The following is a 20766-nucleotide window of genomic DNA, read 5'->3' on the forward strand; positions in this document are numbered from 1 at the left end:
TCATTTTTTTTGTTCAAAATTTACTACTTTATTAAGCCACTCAGCTTGCCCTTTAGTAATATTCTTAACATCACTAAGCTTTTTCGGTGGTATCGCTGTATTCTCACCAGTATTCATCATGTTATTTCTTATTACTTCATCCGGGACATCAGATCTAATTGGCTGTTTTTTATCATCGAGCAACTGCTTTCCATTTTGATCAACTAAATATTGGGCTATATCTTTTATTCTTTCCGCAAAAGGATGGCTTAATCTAGCTCCATGACCCAATTCATGATTCACAATGGCACTTAAAGTCTCCGTCGTCTCTTTACTAAAAGAAATAATTTTTGTAACTGTATTAATCTTGTCAATCGCATATATGCCTATCTCAATTTCTCCTGTTTGAGTATTAGAATTGTTATGCCCGGCGATAATTGGTCTACCACTAGAGTATTCAGCTTGGTTTTTCGCTCGTGAATCGACAAAGTTAAGCACTAGTGATTTTCGCTTCTCTGTTTCAATTTCTTCTTGTTTTATAGTGGTATACTCATAATGAACATTGTAAATGATGTTAGGATCTGCAGTAGCTTGTAATGCACTAGCCATTCTTTGTTCCGCAACACTAAAAATCGTTTTGACATCTTCATTTGTAAGTTCACCTTGATAAACTTTAACTGAAACATTATAATTAATACTTGTTACTCCAGTTGCTGCATCAAACTCTTTAGTAGTTGACCACTCTTTTCCATCAAAATCAATTCCATCAATCGGTCTGTTACTCGCAAACTGATAAGGTGTCAACTCAGGGTATTTATTAGTCAACGGATCCACACTCAAAAACTTCCCAACCCTCGGATCATAAATTCTCATTCCATAATCCTGCTGATTCCCATCTCCCTTCACCTCATTATCATTCTCCTTACCATTAAACCCATACCTATACCCACCACTACTATAACTCCTATCCGGCTGAATCATACCAAATGGATAATAATCATTCGCACTCATCACCAACGCCGTATTATCCGCCTTCAACTCATCACTCACCGTAGCCAGCACATTCCCTAAATGATTAGACAACTCATACTGCTTCTTATTAGTAGTACTCCACAATGTAGCTGTGCCACTCGCACCCGAAGATACATTCAAATCAGGATACCATGAACCTAAACGACTGGTACCATACAATTGTTGTTCTTTCCAATAAACATTACCATCACCATCCTTATTGCCATAAACCGCCAGCACATTCCCAGTTGCATCTCTCACATACCAGGTCTTATCTACCTGTGTACCATGCGTATATACCTTACTCACTCTGTTACCATCTGCATCATACTTATACTCAAGTGTACTTCCATCACTTTTGGTAATCTTCTTAATCTTCCCATACACCGTCCAGGCAATATTCGAAACACCACCCTGCACATCACTCACCATATTCCCAATCTGATCATAACCATAATTATTACCAGACTGAGACTTCAAATCCGCTGTACCATAATCATTAGATGTAACAGCATCGGTTATCTGTGTCAACCTATTATTTGTCAGATTACCAGATGCATCCTTATTATACCCATAAGTCAGTTGATCCATCGCTACCCCCTTACCATTCGCACCACTACCATTCCTATTATAACTCAGGATATTACCATTGCCATCATAAGTCACATCTTCCTGATACGCCGTTCCAGCTGTAGCAGCATCCCATGAAGTAGCTCCAGGCGTCAACGGATGCTGACGCATCGCCTTCATACGGTTCAACTGATCATACTTGTAGCTATACCCGACTGTATTGCCAAACTGAGCGGAAGCAACTGTCATACGGCTAACATTACCGTTATACAGGTTATGTCCTGTTGCTGTTGTTGCAGGAGTCCCCCAGGTTAATGGCAGGAAACTTTGATTAGCAATCGCCCAATAATCAGCATTAAAATAGTCCAAAGTATATCCAAACACGTCAGGCGCTACCACACTATGATCTCCACCTGCCAGACCATCATTACCCATATCATTTTCTCTGCTCAGGTACTGACTGTTCACTCCTTTTACCCAGCCCTGTAAGGTATAAGCATAATCCGTACCCTGCACTAACTGCTTATTACCTAATTCACTACGTGACAAAGGACCATGCAGATAATAATTATAATGCACATCCGTCTTAGGATTCTCAATCTCCCATCCATCAGTGCTCAACCCTCTGATACCTGTCAGAGATTTCACTACCCTGTTATCCGCATCATACTCATATCCATAATAGAACTGGTCCGTCGTGGTATTATCATTATTCAGGTGCTGATAGCGCAATTTATTTACTTTACCTGATGCCAGGTCATAATTGTATTCTATCTGTTTTGTGCCAAGTCCATCAATCTGTTGCCACAGGGTCTTCACCATACCTATCTGATCATAACTATAATAAGTCATCTGCGGACTTGACGATCCATCCTGGTAAGATTTTGCAGATACCCGCTTACGCAGGTTTTCCTGTGTATAACCAAATCCATCATATTGCTTGTCATAATAAGTATGCATCATCTGGCTATTCGTACCAGAAGCAGCAAACGCTGTCATGGCAGCTGCAGGCACAAATGCAATACTTGCATCAATCGCGTTCCCACCGCTCTTCTCACCCACTTCAACTATACGGTTTTGCTCATCATAGGAAGTATAAGAATACCTGCTACCAGTTTTTTGCTCGGCATTCTGTGCCATGGAGACACGTCCCAGGTAATCATACCAGTTCTGTAATATACCTCCATCTGGTGACACCTGTACTGTAGGTCCATTCAATGAGTGATATGCATAACTGGTGGTCAGCGTATGCGCTGGATAAATAGGTGTAATAGTTGTCTCCGCCAGACCAGAACCTGCACTACCCGCACCACTTGTCGGCGTGTTATATTTAAACCAATAATCCATCTTTGTTACATCAGCCGCCGCCATACAAGCATCCATTGCATTTGCTGCAATTTCCGCTTCCGTCAGCAATCTGCTGTACAGACGCATATGTTTTATATTGGCTAAATTCTGTGGTAATACCGGTGCACTCGCACCACTTGTCAAATCCCAGCCACAACCGCCAGGTGTTGCATTCGTTACGACAGGACATTTCACACCATTCACATAAATGGTCAGGTTACTGTTAGCCAGTCCATTTCCCTGCACAACAACATGCGTCCATTGTCCCAACGGCAGAATAGCCTGCATATCAGCATCTGTGTGATAAGATTGTGTCACATCAACCGTACCTCCAGTCACCGTCATACTATATAAGTCAAGATGTACATAACGTCCATCCAGACACAAGTTAACCAGGTATTTATTGCTACCGGAAGTTGTTAAGAACTGCGCAGATCCCGTATTCGCACTATACGTCCAGAATTCTATCGCACTATTGGTACCCAATGCAATCAGGTTCGTTAATGCGGTCATTCCTGCATCCACACTTGAGTTACTGCTCGGACCATTATAAGTACATACCTGATCTCCGTTTATTCTAGCCCTGTCAATCTGACTAAATAAACTTTCACTTACCAGATGTACACCCTCTGGCGGTACCGTACGCACCAGGTTACCAGCCTGATCATAATAATACAATGTATGATGATAAATCTGTTGCGTACTGTTCATCTTCACCGTTGGTTTTACACTACCGCAATACGCGATGTAATCTTTACGGAAGACACGTTTTACTTCATCTATATATTCTTTGTACAACACATAACCTGTAGCCGCAGCTGTATTGATCTGCTGTACCATACATGCATATGGATCTTCTGTCACGGTAGGATAAGCCACCTTATTCACCAATACCGCATTTATATCAGTAGCTACTCTTGCTTTATAGTCTACATAGTCATCATAAGTCAGGGTAAAGCCCCAGCGCTGATTCATATAGTTAGTAAAGACCTCTGGGTAGTTAGCATCGGTTTCGTCTACAGCTCCCCCCATCTCCGTATTAAAGTCGCTTACTGCTGGCGTATAATCCCAGTAATTAGCTTCCGCTTTTGCATACCCATCAAAGAATACCGGTAGCTTTATGTTCTTACTCAATAAGAAACGACAGTTGCCACATCCATTCATCAGGGTGATCAGGTCTGCTTTTGACAGGTTCATTGCATCACCAAAATGGCCCTGTAGCCAGGTATAGAAGGCATCATCATCACCTGCTGCCGTATTGGAGGCAGTCTTTAAAGAAGATATTCTATTACAGATCGCAAAATTAGTCTTACTAACAATCTTCTCTGAAGCCTGCATCTCTACATTATAAGGATATGGCGCATCTATCAGCCATGGGTTACAGATCATGCTGAAGGTGCTCAGACCAAGAATACCCTTTATCGCATCCTTAAAGGAAGCATACCCGCCTACAAGTACGTTATTAGGTGTGGTACTGGCTCCATAAGGGTGAGAAGTATCCGCACCTGCCGCACAGATTTCAATCAGCGCCGCTTTTAATGTTGCCTTCCTGGCAAGATAGGTAGCGTTACTATTCAGACAGGCATCCAGTTTCGTCATCCAGTCATCAGCCATCGTCTCACAATTGGAATGTACCATCAACGCCAACTGTGTATTGAGACTATCTGTCAAAGCTGCTGCATCAGTAGGAATATTCATGCTGCTGCCAAAAGCAACGTTTGTAATACGGGATATTTTATACCGGTATGCCTCGTCGCAGGTACTGGCTGCGGCTACAGTTGTTGCTGAGGTACTTTCTGTCGTTGTTGCTGCAACCCGTGCCGTATTCTCTATCACCACAGCATCACACTGGTTCCTTTCATAACCATAATCTGTCAAACTTAAATTATAAGGATTTTCAGGTGACCAGGTACCATAAGTGTTATTCGCATCAATTCTTATGGCGCCATATTTTGTATCACCAGTACCATTGACTTTTGCTCTTACCACCACATATGTGTATTTCCCTGCAGGAATTGCGTCAGGACCAACATAAGTAATTCCTATAGATTTAGGGTTATCCTGACCATTATTAATAATGGTAAACCAGCTCTCCTTCCAATTGCCACAATCCCATTTAGTGTCACCATTATTACCCGCATTACTATTGCTATTATTACAAATCACATTTGAAATACGAATCGCATTTACAGGCGCATGCGTTTCCATACAAAACGTACGTTCATTCTGCCCAACTTCAAACGTTACTCCTGTTACTCTCTCCGTACCCGCACTCACATACTCTGCAGGATAATAAAACTGTATAGTTGTAGCTGACGCCAAACCAGCTCCATTATACCTTACCTTATACCCATATTTTCCTGAAGCACAACTCAGGTCCGCATCCTCAACAATATCAAAGTCGCTCGTCTTTGCACAGGTACTAAACGCAAAACCAATAGAATCGCCAATAGGACAAGCACTGTTACAGAACCTAGCAGTACGTATCTCCTGGTAATACCGCTGTTTTAGGTCCAAATAAAGGTCACGATAGGTACGGAATTCTACATCCGGAAGACGACAGCTCTCAACCGGCGTACAGTGTGTCCAGTTATCACTCGTTAATGAACCCTGATTTACGCTATTCGTATTTCCATTACCATCAGCACAATACACCACATAATCTACATAGTCCCGCAGGTTTTTATTGAACAGCGGATTATCAGAGCTGGTGCCTGAAATACCCGCTATCGTAGTATATTGCTGCAGGTCAGCAATCACTCGGTCTCTATAATCCGGCGCCCACGTTTTAAAGAATGGGTCATTGTCCACCAGCCAGTTTGGATCTGTACGACTATACACCACACCCGGCAGGATCAGATTCAGATTCGTAACCCCCTGCGCAACATTCTTTAAGCGCTCATCCCAATCCTTCGCTCCTCCATAAGACTCACAGAATAGCAATGCACAATACTCAGGATGATACTGCAGGAAAGCTGTATCCCATTCGGGCTTCCAGTATTTCACCAGCATCTCCAGGGTGAAATTCGCATCATTGGCAGACATCGTCACGCCATCGCCCAACTCTACCAGGTTCTTCTGATAAGTTGCATCTGAAATGTTGCTAATTACAGGAAAAACTGTACGCCAGTTATTATACAGTACATTTATACTCTTTTCCAGCGGAGCATATGATGCATCAAATAATGCATACTGTCCCTGCGGACTCACATCCTGCAACATCACATGCTTCAGATCGTCACAGGTAGAAGCACCACAACTTATCTGCAAACCTTTACACTTTTGCAATAACGCATCATATTGCAACCCGGCCCAATCTGTTATAGAATCTTTCTTTGGCAGCAACATAGCATCCTTTGTCAACTCCGTTACTATCCGGTTAACGAAGTCAGTTTTAGCACCTAGGGCTGTCAGACAGGTAGAGCAATCATTGAAACAGGAATTTAAATCCTGGTCATTTAATACAGGATATACGAAACTCCATTGACTACGCAGGTCACTATTCTTACTTACATAATCATTGGTATAATTATCAATAGCCGTTTGTGATAAGCTCAGTGTAAAGGTGATATTATAAGGTCCTACCTTCTCAAAATTAGTAGTAGGAATAGAACCGGTGCTAACCGTGTTCTTGCTACAATCACTTGTCAGGCTACCCACAGGAATAGGACTATCATTATGATACAATACCATGTTACAGTCATCCGTTATCTGTATATCCAGTTCATAGTAACAGTTACTACAAATTTTCACACTGGTACTCTCATACGTCTTTATCAGCTGCGCTATATTATATGTTATTTCCACAGGACCAGGTACTGCATTCAGGTAAGTCTTCACTGCCGACATGGATAATCTGGAAGCATCAAACTTAAACTGGCTGGAGTCTAAAATGATAGCCGTCACCGCATGTGTTGCAGGTTTGCCTGTCAGCTCATCCATTCCCTCAGGAGCGCCACCAGTCAGTGCACTAGCAATCACCTTCCCGGATGCATTGGAATAGGCGATAGCAATCTGTCCATTCCCGTCTACCGTCATCGTTTTCAGGTAATGGCTGGCAAAACCGACATCACTCCCAAATAATCTGTCCAGCTCCCATTGGTCAGGGGTACCATAATAGGTTCTTACAGCCTTGCTGGTCGTCTGGTCTGGTCCTGGCTGGAATAAGGCACCTACACCTCCCTGTACACTTACACGTCCGGTATTATCTGCAGTATACCTGGTCACAGAGAAAGGATATCCAGCCGCACCAGGTGTAAACCGGTTTACAGACTTATTATCGAGATTATAGAAAACGTTATTGGAAGAATAATACTGGCCTGGGCCACCAACCGTTACCGTAGCTTCAGCGTTGTCCACATCTTCGTAACCGGTTGAATCCATAGGCGCTGGTGTACCTATACAATCTGTATTGTTATATACATAGGTATAATCATAGGTATTACCATCGGTGGCAGGGTGCATCCCTTTATAATATTTAAGGGAGTTATTATTCACCGGCGCCGGCATTGTAGTGAGAATAGGACGACCAAACTCATCATACAATGTCTCCTGTACAATTGCCTTCTTCTCCGTATTGCTCAGGGTTACTGCCTGCCGCTCGCGTAAAGAACCATCCAGAAAATGAATGACTTCTTTGCGCTTACCATCTTCTGCATATGAAGCGCTATAGGTCCAGTTAAAATTTGACTGGTTACCAGCTGACGGCGCAAATATGGCGCCGACATATGTATTCCCATCCTGATCTACCAGATCATAGTTCCAGTCCCCTTCTATTCGGAAACCTTCAGCATCATAATGGACGGGGCGAACACGTATTAATAAGTAGGAGTTATAATTTGTTTGGGTGATATCATAATATTCCTGTTGTACCGTTACACGGGTGGCATTGTTTTTAAACATCTTCTGCACCATTGGTACAGTATATCCCATATAATTCTCATTCAACTCTCTGCCATAATCAGTACCATTATATATATATGTCCATTCAAGATCATATTCCTGCGCACCATCTACCTTGTTCCATATCAATGACGCCTGGTAGGCAGTCGATGTATTAGGCCCCATTTTGACATGCGTCACGATCGGAGTGGATGCTATAGCATAAGAGCGTTCTACAATCACCTGACCTGTCAGGCGAAAAGCCGCAGGCAATGGATTTCCCAGCTGTTCACTGGTAAAATCCTCAATGGTAATCCTTACTTTGTATGAGTTTTCGAAGTGATAATCCGCAGATGATTGATAACTTGCTCCTGTAGCAGGATCATAAGTTACTTTCAGCTTAATATTATCTGTAACACCCGGGTCTGCCTGATTAGGCTGTGACCAGTATTCAACTTTGAACTTTATTTCTGCAGTAAACGCCTGGGTGATCTTATTCACCTCATCTTTATCCAGACTCAGGGTAATGATATCCGTCACCTTTCGGTTATTAATCTTACTCCAGTCAGTACCTGGATCTTCAAATTTTTCATCCTTTACAATCAGAACGTCACCTTGCTTTATCTGCCCTTTCAGTTCATTCTGATAGGTTTCAATACCCGGTCCGGCAGCGGCACAGGTCATGATCCCCGTAAACAGAGAGATAAATAATATGGTGATCAGCCGAACAGGATAGCAAACAATCTTTGGCATAGGCCGGTATAAATGATAACTAAATAATGTTTTATCCTTTATTAAAGAATCTAGCGGCATAAACATATTCTTTAATCGTTTTTCGATAACAGCCGACTACTGCTGTTGATATCTGATAATTTCATAGTTGTCAAGAGCAGAGGTAATCACTCCATTACGGACATGGATATATTTATCCATCTGTAACAGCGATGTCCTGGCTGTTCCCATCTGCCAACTGTTTATTTTCATGACAACCAGTTTATCCTTTGTCTGATCTGTAGCCCGGAATGGGTCCGTCATCCGCATATCCGTCTGCCGGATCATACCGGTGCTGTCAAATGTTACATTGTATTCCCTGCAGCTGACATGCGTGTTATTAAACAGTGTGATCTTTGAGACTCCATCTTTATCTGTCCTTGATATATGATAGGATTCCCTGGCGATGAGTTTATTTTCAAGATCCATGGGCGAACTCACCGGTGGATTTACCGCTTTGTGTGGCGCCAGAAAAATCTTCTTCGCTTCATGATCTACTGTAATAAAGCATTCAGAAAGTGCGATCATTTCCTGCTGACCAATGCGATAATAAGCTACACTATCCTGTCGTGTATAGTAAAAATTCGCCTGCATATTATTGCTGGAATCAGCCAGGTCCTTTACTGAATAGGAACCCGCTATGGTATAAACATTCAATGTATCCAGCTGGTGCAATACTTTTGCCATGTCTGCCAGGATATCTATTTCTTCTTTACTGAGTTTGACGCCATCAGGAGGAGCAAATAGCTCCTCCAATGACATATCTTCCTCTTTAGCCGGTGTACTTACCCACTTTCTTACTCCTGCAAAGGCGCCGGCGGTTACCACCGTCACCAAACCAACAATCATTATTTTCTTATGTATTTTCTTCATGTTGATAGCAATTAATAATAACCAAATCTTACCTGAGAGCGACTTTCCTTAATAGTCATGATACCACGTTCTGTTTCCTTCTTGGTACGAATCAGTGCTCCCTCTTCATCATACTCATAGAATGTTGCATAGTTGTTTTCGTCCAACTCTGCCATCAGCCACTGGGTTTTGTCGTTATATACATAGGACTTCATCTGACCATCAAACGGGAATATTCTGATATCGTCTATTCTCAATCCGGAACCGGTTATGCTGAGGCTAAAGTCACTCATTTCTGTAGTACCTATCCAGTCTTTGCTGATCGTACCTTCCATAAGTTTCCAACCTTCTACAGCTGCTTTTTTATTCAGCGTTAGTGTATGTGCAGTACCGTTTATTTTCACAGTCAGGGCAGGTTTGGAAGATGGCCCCGCATTATCGTATACCCATACAGAGAACACATAATCTCTGCCCGGCATAGGACAGAATCCTCTCAGCCCCAGCCATGGTGATGGCGCACGGTAATATTCGCCATACTGATTGGTGGCCAGGTAAATACCAGGCGTGTGTTCACTGGAGAATACATAGGAGGAAAGATTGATTCCATCAGATGGTATTTTCAGACTATAATTACCCGTATGGGAAACTGTTGCATCCAGATAACTGCTGCCATAATTGTTGTAGATGTTGAATTTATCCGGTTTGCAAATAGCATTGGTTACACACATTGCATTGAAGCCGTAGTCTTCAAAAGCATCTGTGAACATTTCACGCTGCTTCATATTACCACCTACTGCAAGCGGCATGGTTTCTTTAAAGCCAAACCTTGCAGAGCTGTAGATATTCAATGCATTTTTACTTTCTATTTCCTGTGATTGTCTGTCGTACAAAGTGGAGGTAGCAGATGTTACCCAATTTTCACTTGTAGAAGTATTCCAGTTGGTATCATACCACCAGAACGGACGGAATCCAGGCAGATAGCCATTATTACGGATATCAGGATTCACGGCAGCGTCAGTCACCAATGTTTGACCGGAACGGTTAGACAACCATGTTTTTTGTTGATATGGCAGCCAATTCCCGAGATAACCGTTTACATAAGGGTTTAATACAACACCATTCGGAATAGTTGGGCAACCTAAAGGCTCAGAACAAACATCTACCTGACCTACTCCACAATTGAATTTGCTTTCTACAACATTACCCGATTCATCTTTTACATAAGTAAAATAGGTCTTACCAAGCTGGAATGTTTCTGTGGAGAAGATAGGGCCTGGTCTGTAGTTGTTCGTGGTTAGTGTCTCATAGGATTCACCATATACCTCCACAGCCACTGCATGCTCATTCTCCGTATTTTGTACTTCCATCGTTATGGTATGCTGGCCGGCTGTTAAATATTTCGGATATACCTTCCAGGTATACATTGCTTCCTGTTCAGGCCCTATATTAGATTTAAACAGCACGTCATCTACATAAATCCTTGCATTATTATCTGCACCATATCCCAGGTAATAAGTCTTACTTTCCGGCACCTTCACACATGCCTTTATCCCAATCCATTGGTTAAGATAACCGTTGGCTAACCATAAGCCAGCCCAGCCCAATCTACCGCACCCTTGACATGAAGGTGTGCCATAATACTCATTGGTAGTGATGTGTTTAATTTCCAGATTATTCTGATCATAGAATTTAACACCGCTATCACCATACCCACTAAACACACTACCGTGAGCAATATTCAATCCCGTATTGGAACTAACCGTATTACCTACAGGTACACACGCCTGCCCATCCGCACTTTGTGTATACCCATCCGGACAACTACCTTTTGGTCTTGACAAACCACATGTAACCAGACCATCACACAGATTCAACGCCTGGCCTGATGTACAGGTGTAGTTCTGACTGGTAATATTTCCACTATTATCTGTGTAGAAAACCAATACGCTTGAATTATCGATCATATCCCTCCTGGAAGAGAATATGGTATTATCAATAGTACCAGCAGTACCTGTCTTCAGGGTGGCATAATCATTATTATATATTTCCACCGCCACGGCCTGATCTTCCACAGTGTTCACTGCATCAAAGCGGATGGTATGCTTACCCGCTGTCAGTTGATATGGAATTACTCTCCACACTTCATGGAAGGTTTCACTCCTTGATCCCTGGAACTCATCTACCTTCACGCCATCTATATATAAGCGCATAAAGTCATCAGCCCCATATCCAAAATAGTAGACGCCATCAGCTGGAATTGTCACACATTTTGCCACACCAAACCAACTATTGATAGCCAGTCCATCTAACCATATACCAGCCTTGCTTAACCTGTCACACCCAACACAGCTACCACCCTGCCAATAAGAGCCATTACTATGGTCTAGCTCGTTCTTGTTAATATCATACAGGTAAGCCCCTGTTTTACCATACAGATTTGACGTAGAAGTCCCTTCAACCACTTTGAACAGACCTGGTACAGATGTATAATTAGCTTTGATCACACAATCCCCATTGGGTCCTTCATTATAACCAGTCGGACAACTCTTGATATTACAATCTGCCTCCTGGCCCCATGCTTCCTCATATAATACGGCAGAGGCATTGATCACCTTCAGTCTTGTCAGGTCTTCATTATTCAGCGCTACCAGTTTGTTTCCTTCAACAGGGTTTTTCAAACAGGTAATTGCTGTCGCTGAATTGGCCAGCACATTTCGGTAACCAGACCTCACCACTTTTACATTCCCTATATATGTCTTTACAACCCTTCCTACATGATCTATTACTCTCAGCGAACTTGTACCACCTGTGGTTGTTGGCGTATTCACCACCCACATCTGATAACCATTTCCTACATCCACCAGCTCATCACCAGCTGTTAAGTACTGAGAATAGGTACTGGAAACAGCACCATCCGCATCCGTACTAAAGCTGGACAATAGCATACCCATATTCTTATAAGCCATACCCATACGGCTATACATCCAGTAAGCAGGGACATTAAGACTATAAATCGGGTCATTGAATTCATTCTGTGTCTTGCTCAACACTGGTTCACCGGTATACTTGTCATACAACAATGTTTCTGTCGTGATACTGGAACCATTCACTCTCTTTTCTACTTTGGACACAGTACCATAATATTGAATTGTCTTTACGACACTGGCAGAATTATAAGACCTGTAATCCGTATTTTTATTCCATGGGAAGTGCGGAATCGGTATAGGCCAGAAACCAAGCGCCATTACGTCAAAACCAATATTGATACTCTTACCGGTATTATACAGTTCGTTATACCGCATATCTGCAAATACATCCACATCTCTGCCTATCACCTGGTCTTTGGTAATCTGACCATTATTATCCACCACATCTACTTTATTGCTGATGCGGTAAGTACCTCCTTCTTCTGTTGAATTATAAAAATATTCTTCTGCAGAAACCTCATCGCCGGATTGGTTAAACACCTGATTCCGCTTCGGTTTACCATGCATATCATTCAGGATAATGGAATACCCCTGTGACATGGCCAGCTCATAGATCGTGCTACCACCAAAGAAGTTTGTCCAGCCTACAGGATTATGCAGGTACTGCTGCAGTGGTGTTTGTTTTACAATAACCGGATACTCTTTTGCTGTATAGAATTCACTGGAATTCCATCCTGCTTTGTTTGACTGGTTCCAGTCTTTATCATAATTATATACCGTTACCTTTCGATAACCTACGGATGGCGAAGGGAATAAAGTTTCTCCCATGGGTTGCTCCATGTAGAAATAGTTGTTCAGCCCCCACTTCACATCCTGTGTATAATTCACAGGCGTGTGCATCGCATTTTCATCACCACCTAATGAAGGTTCAAAAGTAGCGACCCCACTACTGATCGTTTCTCCGTTCTCTTTAATAGTATAATCAAATACCTGTTGGTAATAGCTATTACTCTGCTCTCTGTCCATATTGGACCAGTTATCACCCAGGGACAGTGCAGAGACCCTGATACCACCACCCAGCTTATGACCATCCTGTCTTACCAGGCGGGCCATACTCTTATTGAGTTTGAGTGTGTTTGCAAAGCCTTTCCTGTAAGCACGTTTGTTGAAATTAGTGGTGAACTCACCCATTGTTTTCAGCGCATTCAACAAGGCAGATAAGACAGCTTTTACAGGTTTATCGTCATTGATGCGGTTATTGTATCCTGGGTATGCATACCGCGGATATTCCAATCGCATTTTTTGCCAGGCCGCACTGATAAATGGATTCACGTTCATGCCTCCATCTGTGTCATCCTCAAAAATGACGCGTATTTTGTCATCTGTTCTGGTCGCTGACTTTACCTTACCATAAGCGGATATGTAATCAAAGTGATCATCTGCTGTGCTGGTAGGATCATCCGTCATATTGACAAAGAACTTGGCATACAGATAGTCTGACCCGTTCAGGTATTTCTTTTTAAATTCTGTAGTGGTTGAAAAAGTAGTAGCATCACCGGCAGGCACCTCTAACTCTATACCATTTGCATCTTTGAAGCTATTCGTTTCACTATCATTTTTCAACAGGTGTGTGACTCGTACCATTTGCATTGCCCGCTGGTCCTGCACATAAGCATAGTCATCCGATTCATAATTGACGTTGATTGTTCCCCCCGAAGGTAGGTTGATCGTGGTCAGCTGATAAGTATCGGCATTTTCCCAGGCGGATGAATAATTTGATTTGGTATACGGGAACTCCATATTGTCCATGGCACCAAAGCCCGAATTCTCATTATCGGAGCTACCTTTGTAAGTACCCCAACGGTCAGTGCTCAGGAAAGCATAATCCGGGTTATTGCCATAAGCGAATGAATAGGGATGATAAGTACCTGCCTCAGATGACCTGTAATTAAAATGTACAGAGTACAGGGTGAGTTTACCATAACCATATTGATCACTGTTTGGTGTGTTATGGCAGAGTACATTTGAAGCATTGTAATGGAAAACGATCGTTTTCTTTGGTGTCTTTAAATCACTTCTTGAAAAGATCTTAATTGTATCCAGTTGCTTTTGTCCGGAAATAGCTGAAATTTTATTACCAAGGGAATCTACTGCTCTCGCATCTGTTCTGTCACTGGTAATAAAATAAGCGATTTCATTTTTTGATTCGATAGAAGAAATGTACCAAAGCTCTTTTTCACCATATACAAAAGATGCTTTATTATCATCCGGGTCTGCACCCAGCCCACGTTGGAAGTTTGCTTTATTAGCCGCAACCGGGCTTCTCCAGCTATAATTATCCGCCGTTTTAGTATAATTAAATTTAACCGCAGTGCCTCTGTCATCTTCCGTAATACCATCACCTGTTAAATCCACATAATCTGGTGATAAAATTTGTGTCAGCAACCAGGATGTGGCATAAGCAGGTTGTTCTTCCCTATGATAATAATTATCATTTTTCTTTGAATCCGCACGTCCAAATTCTGCAGTAGTAGGGATGCTCACCAGGTTCGTGGCTGGATCAGGCGTACCCGTAGTTGCAAAAGTATATTCTACCTGCTTTTTATTATAAACAGGAATACCATAAATCATTCGTTTACCATCATCACCCATGATAGTGAACTCAGAAATGTGTTTAGCTTTTCTGAAACTATTTTGTCTTGGTTCTTTTGTAGGCGTGACCTTATTACAATCAACAGGTGTGGAAGTAGCAAGGGGATAACTTGTAATCTCTTTATCAAATCCTGCAGTTTTCGCTTCTTCCGCAGTCAGTGCCATAATAGCGGTATGACGTACCTGACGGCCATCTCTTCTAAGTGGCGGATCTGAAATTGATTTTGTTTTATCAGCATTGCGCAATACATTGGTAGCTGTCTTACCAGACAGTGGCACATTCACCGCATCATCCCCCAATACACGATTATAAAAAACAGGGTCAGCAGATTCTGTCTCACCAACTTGTTTGAAATAAGCCGCTTCTTCATTTTTACTATTCGTACCAGGAAAATCAGCGTTGTTCAGGAAGTTATTCCCATTTACCCATTTACCACTGGTATTCGTAGAAGTCTGGTTGTAAATAGAAGTACCCGCGTGCCCCCACCAACCTATACCCAATTCAGCACTGTTAGACTTATTCTCTGTCACTTCTTCTGTAGTGTTGTCAAAGAAGACCCCGGTACTGTTACGAAACAGGCGGAATTCTCCACTACCGGTCTGACTTGTATAGCCAAATATATCCGGGGTTGCAATTGGCAACGGCAGGTTTTGTAATTCAGGTATAACAGGGTTTTCCTTTTCACGCATGAAATCCATCAGGGCGTTCTTTTCATTTTTCCCTTTTTCGGCATACATAAGTCCGTAGGCAGGCAGGCTACGCACTTTGTTCGCAATCTTTCTCACTGTTTTATAACCACTTCCTCCAAGTCCGGCAAATGCACCCTGGCCTGCAGGGCCCGCATCCAGACTGAAGCTATAACTGCTGGAGGCGAAAGGAACATTTGTCTTAGGATAAAAAGCAGGTGTATTATAGCTGATAGAAGAGCCAATACCATTAATAGTAGTACTACCCTGATCCTCTCTCCTGGTACCTATCTTTACACCATCGCGCATTACATCTTTTACATCATACGCTTTAAGTGTGAATGAAGTTCCTAATGTCATATCTTTCAAACCTTCGCGGGTATTATAACCAATACCTACAGACGCTTTTACAGTGGCAGAAGCACCGTCACTGATATCCTTTGACAAAGACAAAGAGATTGAAGGCGTCACCGTCGCCCCGTTCTGCGTGCTGGATGTAACACCCACATTTAATCCGGGTGTAAGCGCGCCACCTGTAAACTTAGACATCGACAAACCGGCATTGACACCCACAGACGCACCAACACCTGTATAGTTATCATTAAACACACCTACAGACAATGAACCGCTCACCATACCACCAAACACCTCACCTCTTACACTGGCCATCCCCCCATACACGATCTTGGTTTTCATATCATCGTGCGTCACCACCTGGTCTCCGTAGCTATCATCTGCCACACCTCTCAGCTGACGGGAGATAGATCCCACATTCAAACTCCAGCCAAGACCCACCCAGCTGGCTTCATCATCCATACCGGTACCTGATTTATAACTCAGGTTCAATGGGTAACCACCCACACTTCCCAGCGGAATATTATATTTAAAATCCCCGGTAAACAGATCTACCAGGTCATTGGTATTTGCCGGCGTAAAGGATTGCGCTTCCGGTTGTGCTGGTCCGGAAGTAAGCGCATACGTAGCGACAGGTGTTAATCCCTGCGTGATTAACAACGCAAGAAAAAAACATGCAATCCGCTTACGGGCACGAATACTACTGATTATCATATCTTCAGTCTTAAAAAATCCTTGTTAGTAATTATTGCTGCTTAAATGGAAAGCTGATTACATGACTGGTAAATAACCAATCCCTGAAGACAATACGCCTCAATGTATCAGCCGTTGCCGGCCGGTCAAATACCAACATGTATTGTATACCATCTATATTACCATTCGCCATACGCATAGCATCCAGCGCCGGTAGGGTATCCTTTCCATTTACCATATAAAAAAGAGAATCGACTCCGTAGTTAAAACGACTATCTGACCCTGACGGCATTTTTTGCCCGTTGATAGCTTTTATGACAAACATGAAATACAACGTTGAAGTATCTGCTCCTTTTCCCTCCATGCTATGCACATACATCCGGAAATCATTCATTTCCCTTTCTGCTATTACAGTTGATTGTTCACGTTTTTTACATGCAGCCAACAGTAACAGCAATATCAGTATAGTTACTCCCGATCTCATTCCGCTTGTTTATAAATGAATCTTAATTGTTTACGCGTACCATCCGGCAATGTCACATCCATGATGTAGTAATACCCATCTTTGAAACTGGTATTATCAGTCAGGTCAATGGTTACCTGGTTGTATCCTTTCTCCAATGACACTGTAGGGAGTTTCTTCACTGCCTGATCAGGTTTTGTCAAACAACGTACACTATATGTCATGTCAGCTTTCGAATAGTTATTTTGCAATGCAAATAATAACTGGCCGCGGGCGATATAGAAGTTACCCCTGGTCAGGTCATCAATATTTCTGAAAGCTTCCATTGGCAAGGTAGTCGTGTCTTTTTCACAATCCACTGTGAAAGACCAGATCTCTGACTGGGCCAGTACCAGGTCATTCTGATAGGCTGTTACCTGCCATGCATATTGCTTACCTTCCACCAGCTCATTGGCAATAGAAGGATATAACAACATGGGCATAGGGATATCACGCTGATTGATAATAGCGAGATTCATGCGCAGTGCTTCCACCGGTTGCTGCCTGTCCTTCACTTCTACCAGCAGCAAACGGTATTGAGTACCAGTCACTGAAGGCATCAAAGGCTGCCAGTTGAGTGAAGGACGCTTATCACAAATCTTGTCTTCGTCATATGGAGATATCAACTGCATATTTGTAAAGGGTTCCAGTTCATAATTGAAACATTGTTCACCCAGCAACTCACTATTGTGGCTCGCACCTTCATAGAGCTGAAAGCAGTATTCATAATCACCTTCGGGGAAGTACCCGCTCTGGCGGATAATAGTGGCTATCTTATTATTACCAAAACCTACGGCTGCATGGTAAGCAGCTGCCGGCGGTATGGTACTTGTACCCGGCATGAGTTGAAACTGCGGCACATCAATTGTTACCACCGCACCTACATGTGATTCCGTTACTACAATGCGAAGGTTGGTAGTAATCATACTACCGGTATTGCTGATGCGTACTTTATAAATATTGTCAATTGATCTTCCCTGTACCTCGGGCATAAATGCAAAGGTGTATTGGGCTTTGCCCTGCAGGCATAATATACCAAACAGCGCCGTCATTAAAAGTCTAAGTCCATTCTTCATAATGCTGTTACTTTATGAGGTATTGCACCGCCATAGCGGTATTGAATTTTCCGTAATAATAGTTGGCGGCGGAGTTGAACAGGTTCTTTCTTACATCCGCAGAGAGACTTACATTCCAGCGCTTATACAATTGTGCAGCTGCCTGCTGTCGAACACCAATCTGCTCTACCACATCTACACTATTCATATAAATCAGGGTGCTGCTACAAGACACCTTTTTACCGAGGGTATACTGATAACCACCTTCTGTATTCAAAATATTGTTGTACACAGCAGCATTTTTGAGATCGCGGCTATAGTTAACGCTGGCAATCGCCATACCGGGACCAGCTACCACTGTCTGCGCAGAACCTATGTTAAGGAACAATGTTTTCACAGGCAGGTAATTCAGTTGCTGAATACCCAATGTGGAACTATTACTGAACACATGACCATCGATCTTGCCATTTGCCTGGGATGTGAAAGTGATCTTTCGGTTCATGTAGGCAGTGGTCTTATCTTCACGAAGGGAACTTTGTAAGAGATTCACGCCTACGGTTACCTTCTTTGTAAATCGGTAACGTCCATCCACCGCATAGGTCATGCTGGTTCTCTTAGCACTGGTGAGTGCTGAAGTAGCCAGGTCACGAATGTCTGTGCGTACGCTTACAGTAGCTTTATTTTTCTTCCAGGCACGTTTCACATAAAAGCCATATTGCATGGTTCCTCTGCTGGCGAAAGGTGCACCTGGATTCACATAACCCAGGCCGGAGTAGTTAACATATACCTTATGCGTCATGCCCCATTCCTTCACACTGCCGTTCAGTGCGAGTCCTACAGAGGCAGTAGCCCAGAGATCGTCCAACAGTGCTCCTGCAGCAGATTTGGAAACGCCGGCAGCATCGGAGGAAGTACCATAAGTGCTGCTGGATTTGGAGAGGGTTACATCTAGTGTACCCAGTGAACCCAGACTTACTTGCTCTGCGACAGATCCTACAAATACATTTCTGCTGATGGCAGCAGTATTGAATCCGTTATTGGTTTGAGCTTTTGAGTTAGCGTTTAGGGCGCTGAAAGAGGTACCACCTTTGCCAAGGCTCACCCCCTGCATGCTGTAAGCAGTTTTGCCGGTAGCGGATTGCATCCCTACATCCTGCACACCCAGTTCACTGCTGTTACCAGCCAGGAGGCTGATCGCTTTATTATCTTTCAGGAAAGAGCCGGCTATACCAGACATAAATAAGCCGTTGGAATCCCCTACATTACCTGCTTTCAGTGACTGCATGTTCATCATCATCTTCTGCAAAAAGCTCATCTGCAGCAGCTTACCACCCATTTTAGATGTGTTTTCATCTTTCTGCATCCAGCTTTCGATATTCCCATCTACTTGCTTTTGGGTACCCAGCAGCTGGTTCATTTCTCTCACATCACCCATCTGCCCTTTCAATGCCAGCACCTTACGGTAATATTCAGACTGCTGATACCGTTTGTATAAATCTTGATCATTGCTATCCTTTGAAGCGGCTAAAAGTTTGACAGCATCAGGTGATAACGTGACAGGGAAGGTGTTTCCCATGATAGACTGACGTAACTGCGCTGTATCATAATACATCAGCTGATCACCATTGATCTTATTTTTCACACCTTCCTGTTCCAGCGAATTCAGAGAGGAACTCGCATAAGATTTCATGCTACTTTTAATATCAAGGTCTTCCAGGAAGTATTTCTTCAGGTCATAATTCTGGGTCAACTGTTTATTCACATCACTTAAATAAGCTTCCCTGTCAAAGGAGAACTGTATAAAGTGCGCATCATTCAGCGAAGGACCAGCATAATTATAACCTGATAATGTGGAGTAATTAATTTGAATGGGGATACCACCCAGTTTTACTACATCCTGCACAACACCTTCATTCCACCAACCGGACATCATCGCAGTAGTGTCTATATAAGCTGTGGTCCAGGAAATACCTTTCAGCTGATTTTGGGGTTTGCCGGGCAAACTAAACCTGCCACTAATAGGGTTATTATTCCTTAAAGCATAAAAACCGCGCAGCTTATTATCGATATAAGAAGCGGTTTTGGTGCTATCCTTCATATCATTGAACATGGTTTTCATGCGTGCCATGCCGACAGCACTTTTGCCAGATTCAAGGTATTGGGTAAATGCACTTTTGGCAGAAGTGTTCATGCCACTTAAGCCTAATTTGTTGAAAGGAATACTATCGGGAGCGGTTATACCTGTATGCATACTATCTGGTCCTGCCCGTTGATTCACAGCTGAAATAACGGCCTGTTTTAAAGCTGGCTGGCTTAACAACGCACGATCTCCCAGATTTGCAGGAAGCGTGTCAGGGCTAACGGGTAATAGGGATAGGCACGGCTCACCGGCAAACGCACGATGTCCCAGCATTACCAGTAGGCAACAGACTACCGATAATGCCTTTTTCAGCATTTTACACATAACTTAAAGGTTCAAACAGTA

General features: G+C 42.9%; 6 protein-coding genes. All 6 read right to left on the reverse strand.

The genetic code is table 11. The features are described 5' to 3' along the window. On the reverse strand, positions 1–8541 hold the full coding sequence (locus ABDW16_RS14135; RefSeq protein WP_343670545.1) for an RHS repeat-associated core domain-containing protein: 8541 nt from the start codon (positions 8539–8541) through the stop codon (positions 1–3). A gap of 96 nt (positions 8542–8637) precedes the next feature. Beyond that, positions 8638–9432, reverse strand: a complete 795-nt coding sequence (locus ABDW16_RS14140; protein ID WP_343670547.1) for a hypothetical protein — start codon at positions 9430–9432, stop codon at positions 8638–8640. An 11-nt stretch (positions 9433–9443) separates the two neighbouring features. Next, positions 9444–16745: a hypothetical protein gene (locus tag ABDW16_RS14145; RefSeq protein WP_343670548.1), complete on the reverse strand. Its 7302-nt coding sequence runs from the start codon at positions 16743–16745 to the stop codon at positions 9444–9446. 31 nt (positions 16746–16776) lie between these two features. After that, on the reverse strand, positions 16777–17208 hold the full coding sequence (locus ABDW16_RS14150) for a hypothetical protein (RefSeq protein ID WP_343670550.1): 432 nt from the start codon (positions 17206–17208) through the stop codon (positions 16777–16779). Continuing rightward, positions 17205–18302, reverse strand: a complete 1098-nt coding sequence (locus tag ABDW16_RS14155; RefSeq protein ID WP_343670551.1) for a hypothetical protein — start codon at positions 18300–18302, stop codon at positions 17205–17207. The genes ABDW16_RS14150 and ABDW16_RS14155 overlap by 4 nt, the downstream gene beginning before the upstream one ends. Positions 18303–18309: 7 nt before the next feature. After that, positions 18310–20745, reverse strand: coding sequence for a hypothetical protein (locus tag ABDW16_RS14160; protein ID WP_343670552.1), 2436 nt, complete (start codon positions 20743–20745; stop codon positions 18310–18312). Between the last annotated feature and the right edge of the window lie 21 nt (positions 20746–20766).

It is taken from the genome of Chitinophaga sp., assembly GCF_039596135.1.
Classification (GTDB): domain Bacteria; phylum Bacteroidota; class Bacteroidia; order Chitinophagales; family Chitinophagaceae; genus Chitinophaga.